This window comes from Planctomycetota bacterium (genome assembly GCA_026387035.1).
GTDB lineage: Bacteria > Planctomycetota > Phycisphaerae > FEN-1346 > FEN-1346 > JAPLMM01.
The window spans coordinates 1-6707 of sequence record JAPLMM010000129.1 but is presented as its reverse complement, the minus strand read 5'-3'; the positions used below and the strand labels follow the sequence as shown (position 1 = coordinate 6707).

At 64.3% G+C, this 6707-nt stretch carries 6 protein-coding genes; 5 read left to right on the top strand and 1 reads right to left on the bottom strand.

Annotation, left to right across the window (positions count from 1 at the left end; all coding sequences use genetic code 11):
* Positions 1-230: hypothetical protein (locus NTX40_04335; GenBank protein MCX5648312.1), on the bottom strand; the 230-nt coding region annotated here is incomplete at its 3' end.
* A gap of 835 nt (positions 231-1065) precedes the next feature.
* Here NTX40_04335 and NTX40_04330 point away from each other — a divergent pair.
* The 5 genes from NTX40_04330 to NTX40_04310 are packed head-to-tail and all read left to right on the top strand — an operon-like array spanning position 1066 to position 6401.
* Positions 1066-2109 (top strand): sigma-54 dependent transcriptional regulator, encoded by a 1044-nt coding sequence (locus NTX40_04330; protein ID MCX5648311.1) that lies wholly within the window; start codon positions 1066-1068, stop codon positions 2107-2109.
* 51 nt (positions 2110-2160) lie between these two features.
* Entirely contained in the window at positions 2161-2652 is a 492-nt protein-coding gene (locus NTX40_04325) for an Hsp20/alpha crystallin family protein (GenBank protein ID MCX5648310.1), read from the top strand.
* A 5-nt stretch (positions 2653-2657) separates the two neighbouring features.
* Positions 2658-4811 (top strand): CDC48 family AAA ATPase, encoded by a 2154-nt coding sequence (locus NTX40_04320; GenBank protein MCX5648309.1) that lies wholly within the window; start codon positions 2658-2660, stop codon positions 4809-4811.
* A gap of 35 nt (positions 4812-4846) precedes the next feature.
* Positions 4847-5683 (top strand): GvpL/GvpF family gas vesicle protein, encoded by an 837-nt coding sequence (locus NTX40_04315; protein ID MCX5648308.1) that lies wholly within the window; start codon positions 4847-4849, stop codon positions 5681-5683.
* A complete protein-coding gene (locus NTX40_04310) occupies positions 5652-6401 on the top strand; it encodes a GvpL/GvpF family gas vesicle protein (protein MCX5648307.1) in 750 nt (249 codons plus the stop codon). Before NTX40_04315 ends, NTX40_04310 begins: the two co-directional genes overlap by 32 nt.
* Positions 6402-6707: the final 306 nt, after the last annotated feature.

Below are 6707 nucleotides of genomic sequence, written 5' to 3'. Positions count from 1 at the left end.
CGGTCCAGAGCGACCTCGGCAAACGTATTCTCGATAAACGGGATCGTTACATTGCCGAGCGAATCGGTCAGACGCTTCGAGCGGGGGAGACGGGCCTCGTCTTCCTTGGGATGCTCCATTCGCTGGTCGGCCATCTTCCTGCGGATATCCAGATGGTGCGGCTCGACGAGGCCCGTGAGGCTGCACGGCAGAAGAAGTGAAACCTTGTTCGGGACTGCGGATGCAGCCAAAAAGTTCGCCTGTCGCCACGGCGACTCACCTGTGGAGAGGCGTGCTCGTGCCTGCCCGCGCCCGGCGTGGAACAAAAACGCGGAAGTGGTGCACCAACGGTTGCTCCCGTGCCGCCGCCTGCCGCAAACCGGAGAAAAAACGGGCCGCCGACGCCTCGCGGACGCAAGCGGCCCCTACGCTGGGATGGGACGCTTCCTTATCGGCAACCCCGTGCGAAAGATTTACAGAAAATCGTCAACTCCACCGACGACTTCGTCATCGCCTGCTGCGAGACCGGGGCCGAGGCGCGGGCCGTCAGGCGGCGGTTGATGGGGCGGCCAACGGCTATGCCCGACCAGCCCCACCGCGCCAGACCTCGACTTCACTCCCCGACAGGCCAAGAAATCTTTAAAGTCCGCGGATTGGATAGTCCGATAGCATGAGCAGTCGTGCTGGGACACAGTTGTACTGGGATGTACTGGGATGGGGATGGGATATGGTCTTCCGTGCCAAGCGCTTTGTTATTGCGCGTCGGCCGAGAGGCTTCGGACTCAACCGAGGCCGCACATCTCCTCTCACATCTCCTCAGTTGCTCGCCGGTTTTCCGAATGAACATTTAGAACCTCTAACAAAATGGGTGGCACGGGCAACTTGTCTGCCCGTGCACTGGCGGGCAAGCCGCCAGTGCCACCCGACCCTCTCGTTTTGTTAGAGGCTTTAGGCTTAAGGGCGACGGTTTGGCAAAGCGGGCACGGGGCCCGCCCTGACGGGTTGGCCGCAGCGAGGGACTCGGGCAGGGCGCAGAAGAAGGATTGAAATCCTGAGTTGAACCGCATGGAGGGGGAAGGGACAGTCATGACGCTGGGAATGGGAAGCGGCAGTCTATTGAAGGACACGTATTCTTCCCGGGTTGAGCCTGAATCCTGGACGGAGGAGGCCCTGGGATCGTGCAAGCCGATGGAGAGGATTCATGCGGACATCGCACGAGTGGCTCGGACGGATTTCACGGTCCTGATCCTTGGGGAAACGGGTTCCGGCAAGGAAGTCGTGGCTCGGGCGATCCACCGGATGAGTCCGCGAGCCTCCGGCCCGTTTGTGCCCCTGGACTGCGGCTCGATACCGGAGTCCCTGATGGAGGGCGAGTTGTTCGGGCACGAGAAGGGCTCTTTTACGGGGGCGGACCGGAGGCGGCCGGGGAAGTTTGAGATCGCTTCCGGGGGCACGTTGTTTCTCGATGAAATCTCGAATCTGCCTGCGCAGATGCAGCCGAAACTCCTCCGCGCCCTCCAGGAGAAGCAGGTTTGGCGTGTAGGCGGCGCCAAGGCCATCGACGTGGACATTCGGGTGATCGCCGCCACCAACGTGGACCTGGCCGAGTCGATCCAGAGCGGGGGCTTCCGGCACGACCTTTACCACCGCCTGAACGAGTTCAACGTGGTGGTCCCCCCGTTGCGCGAGCGCGGGGAAGACATCGTCTTCCTGGCGGAACGGTTCCTCGATATGACGAACCGGGAACTGAAAAAGGCCGTTCAAGGGTTCTCCGAAGCCGCCGTGGCCCTTCTCTTGAACTACCGATGGCCGGGAAACGTCCGTGAACTCCGGAACGTGGTCCGCCGGGCAGCGCTCCTGGCGGACACGGTCATCGAGGCCCATCACCTGGCCCTTTCGGACGGGCCGGCCCCTGGGGGTCTCGATGGCCCGGGTCCCGACGAGCCGATCGAGGGAGACCTTCCCCTCAAGGAGGCGGTCCGGAGGGTCGTCGTGCGCGCGGAACGGAGGATTCTCACAGTCATCCTTCGGCAGACGGGCGGGAACAAGGCGCAAGCGGCCCGCATTCTTCAAATTGACTATAAGACTGTCTGCAAGAAGATACGGGATTACGGTATTTGCCGGGCATAGGAGATAACCATGGCGAGGGGTCGGAAGAAAAAATCTCGGGAGGATCGACTCATGGGGCTCGGAGAGTTCTTCAACGGATTGGGTTCCTTTATAGAGAAACTCGGCGAACTCTCGGAACGGGGCGAAGAACTTCACAAGACCGGGGAGATCCGCGGCCCCGACGACAGGCTGCGGGGGATCTTCGGCTTCAACGTCAAGGTCGGCCTCGGGGACGAGGGCCTGAAGGTCGAGCCCTTCGGCAACGTCCGCAAGGACGAGGAGACGGGCCATGCGGTGGTCCACGAAGTACGACAGCCCATGGTGGACGTCTTTGACGAGGGGGACCACGTGCTCGTCGTGGCCGAGATGCCCGGCGTGGGCGAGGAAGACCTCCACCTGGAACTTAAAGACGACGTTTTGATCATCGCCGCGGAGCGGGGCGAGATGAAGTATCGGAAAGAAGTGCTCCTGCCCGACACGTTCTCCGCCGGGCAAATGAGCCACAGTTGCCGCAACGGCGTCCTTGAGGTCAAACTGGCCAGGCAGACACCACGAGGAGGATGAGCAGCATGGCAGAGGCGGCTCTGGCGGCGATCAGGCTCAAGGTCACCGAAGCGCTCGGAAAGGACCTGGGCCGGGGGTTCGCGCGTCTGGACCCGGCGGACATGGCAAGACTGGGGGTCGCGATTGGCGACGTCCTGGAGATCGTCGGCAAACGCAAGACCGTCGGGAAGGCCATGCCGGTGTACAAGGACCTGCGCGGTCAATCGCGAATCCAGATCGACGGGCTCTCGCGCGAGAACGCCGGCACCGGCATCGACCAGATCGTGGAAGTCCGCCGGGCGGCCGCCAAGCCGGCCAAGAACGTGGTGCTGTCGGCCGTGACGATCGCGCCCAGCGGGCGGGACCTGGAGTACATCGGCAGCCTGCTCGACGGGTTGCCGGTGGTGGAGGGCGACCGCATTCGGGCGACGCTCTTCGGAACGCGGTCGGCCGACTTCAAAGTGAAGAGTACGACGCCGGCCGGGCCCGTCGTCATCAATCCCACGACGACCCTGGAGGTGAAAGGGTCTGGGGAGAAGGAGCGGGAGGGGGCGCGGCCGATCTCTTACGAAGACATCGGGGGCTTGAAGCGGGAGATCTCTCGGATTCGTGAGATCATCGAACTGCCCCTGCGATACCCCGCGGTGTTTGAGCGGCTGGGCATCGACGCGCCGAAGGGCGTGCTGCTCCACGGCCCGCCCTGGTGCGGCAAGACGCTCATCGCCCGCGCTGTGGCCCACGAGACGGAGGCCAACTTCTTTGCCGTCAACGGGCCGGAGATCATCCACAAGTTCTACGGCGAGAGCGAGGCGAACCTCCGCAAGATCTTCGAGGAGGCCGCCCGCAAGGCCCCGAGCATCATTTTCCTGGACGAGATTGACGCCATCGCGCCCCGCCGCGAGAAGGTCGTCGGCGACGTGGAGAAGCGCGTGGTCGCCCACCTCCTGGCGCTGATGGACGGCCTGAACCAGCGCGAGCACGTGATCGTGGTCGCCGCCACGAACATCCCCGATGCGCTCGACCCGGCCCTTCGGCGGCCCGGGAGGTTCGACCGGGAGATATCGTTTCCCATTCCAGACCGCATCGGCCGCAGGGAAATCCTGGACATCCATGCCCGCGGCATGCCGCTCGCCGAGGACGTGGATCTGGATCATCTGGCGGCGATCACCCACGGTTTCGTGGGCGCCGACCTGGAGGCGCTCTGTCGGGAGGCCGCCATGGTGTCCCTGCGGCGTATCATGCCGGAGATCGACTTCGCCGCCGCCGCGATCCCGTACGAGGCGCTGATGAAACTCGAGGTTCGCATGCCCGATTTTCTGGAGGCGCTCCGGGAAGTGGAGCCTTCCGCCATCCGCGAGGTGATTGTCGAGGTGCCCGAAGTCCACTGGGACGACGTGGGTGGCCTGGAAGATGTCAAGCGGGAACTCATCGAAGCGGTCGAATGGCCGCTCAAGTATCCCGAACTCTATGCCGAGATCGCCGTCAAACCGCCGAAAGGCATCCTCCTCTCGGGGCCCCCGGGCTGCGGGAAAACGCTGCTGGCCAAGGCCGTCGCAAGCGAGACCGAGGTCAACTTCATTGCCGTCAAAGGCCCCGCCTTGCTTTCGATGTACGTCGGGGAATCGGAGAAGGCCGTCCGCGAGGTCTTCCGGAAGGCCAAGCAGGCCGCGCCCTGTATCATTTTTTTCGACGAGATCGACGCCCTGGTGCCCATCCGCGGTTCGGCGGGTTCGGACTCGCACGTGACCGAGCGGGTCATCAGCCAATTCCTGACCGAAATGGACGGGGTGGAGGAACTGGGCGCAGTGCTGGTGCTCGCGGCGACCAACCGCCTCGACATGCTCGACCCCGCGCTCCTGAGGCCCGGGCGGTTAGACCTTTTGCTGGAGATTCCCCTGCCGGACCTCGCAGGCCGGCGGAAGATCTTTGAGATCGGCCTTCGCGGCAAGCCGGTGGCCAAGGACGTCCGCCCCGAGGAACTGGCCGCCTTGACCGACGAGACATTCACGGGCGCAGATATTCAGGCGGTGTGTACGAGGGCGGCCCTCGAAGCCCTCCGAGAGGCCGTCGCAAAAACAGGCGTGGGGAACCCGGATAAGAGGCCCAAAGCGCTGATCACCCGGACACACTTCGAGCATGCCCTGGAGAGCGTCCGCGGCAACGGCACGACGGCCCCTTAGACGAGGTGGCACACAGGGACGAGCGGGAGACCGCCATGGAGCCGGATGGGGTGTATCTGTATTGCTTCGCGCGCCGCGGCAGGGCCGGTGATATTCGGCTTCCCGGCATTGACGGGCGCGAGGGCATCGCCGCGCTGGAGGCGGGCGCCGTGGCCGCCGTCTTCAGCCGGGTGCCCCTCGATGGTTTCAGCGGTCCGGACGCCGAAGCCAACTTGCAGGACCTGGGGTGGGTGGCGCCCCGCGCCTGTCAGCACGAACGCGTGGTCGAGGAAGTGATGCGCTTCGGCCCCGTCTTGCCGGTCAGGTTTGGCACCGTTTTTTCGTCCCAGCAGCCCCTGGAGAAACTCCTTGCCGAGAAGGGCGAACAGATCTCCAAAATCCTGGATTGGGTCTCTGACAAGGAGGAATGGGCCATTAAGGGCCTTGTGGACACCCGCAAGGCGCGGGAGTGGCTGACGGCAGCGGATCCCGTCCTGGCCGAGCGCCGGCGGCGGTTGCCGGACGCCCCCGGGGCGCGCTACTTGCAGCAAAGACGGCTCGACGCGGAAGCGGGGAAAGCGTTGCTCTTGTGGCGGTCCGCCGCCGCCGAACAGATCCGGGACGCGATCCAGCACGAGGCGGTGGACGTCTGTCCGCTGAAGTTGCAGCCCCAAAGCGGGCGGGAAGGCGACCGAGAGATGACGCTGAACCTGGCGGTTCTCGTGCTGCGCGACCGGCTGCCGGCGTTTCACGCCCGTGCCGAAGCGATCGGCGCCGCATACGCCGAGGAGGGGCTTTCGGTCGAACTCTCAGGGCCGTGGCCCCCTTACAACTTCTGTCCGCCGTCGGAAACACGCCAGAATGAAACACTTGGTGTATTGCGTTCTTCGTGATGCACAGGCCGCGCGGGGCGTTGTCGCGGTGGGCGTCGAGGGATCCCGCGTTTCCTTAATGGCCGAGGACGGCCTGGCGGCGGCATTCTCGCTCGTGCCCGAGATGTGCCTCGCGCCGAGCGTGTCTCGCGCGGCGGCTTACGCCCGCGTGGTTCAGGTGTTCCACGAGACCGCCACCGTGTTGCCCTTCCGCTACGGCTGCTTTCTCGAAGACGCCGGTGCGGTCGTCGAACTGCTGCGCGCTCGCCGGCGCGAGTTCCGGGAGTCTCTGGAGGAGTTGGACGGATGCGTGGAAATGGGCGTTCGGGTGCTGCTCAGCGGCCGTGACAGCGGCACGTGCCGAAAAGCGGCCCACGCCCCGAATCTTTCCTCAGGAAAGGCCTATCTGGCCGATCGGAAAACCCACTATGTCCGCAAGGACGGCGACGACGAGGAATCCGTCGCTGCGACCGAGAGGGTGCGCCAGGCATTCAAGGAACTCGTTGTGAAGTCCGAGGCCGAGACGTCTTGCACGGACGGTCGCCGGCTGGTTTCGGTGTTCTTCCTTGTGCCCCGCGGCAACGTGGGACGCTTTCATACGACGTTCAGGCAACTCCAGTCCGCAGGATGCTGCGCAGGCAGGAGCCCCCAGGGGATGCTGGTCACCGGTCCCTGGCCGCCGTACAGTTTTGCCTGCCGCGACTCAGTTCAACGCCCGCATGGGGTTTCTGCTCCCTAAATAGGGAGTCCGCTCCCTACAGGCGGCGCCGGATGTGCGGCGCCTCCCAAGCCCACCGGCAATTTTTTCCCGCCACAAACCGCCGTAACGGCGCTGGAACGGCCTTTCCGAAGATTCGGGGAAAATCGCCTGTGTTGTGGCATGGTATTCGCATACTCCTATATCGTCCGGTGTTCGGACACGGGTGGTCACCGGTGAAGGGATGGGTGCCCGACTATCCTGGATCCCTCCTACGCGTTGGGATCGGGCGAACCGAAGGAGGACGGAAGATGGCACAGGTACAGAAGTCGACGGACAGTAGCAGTC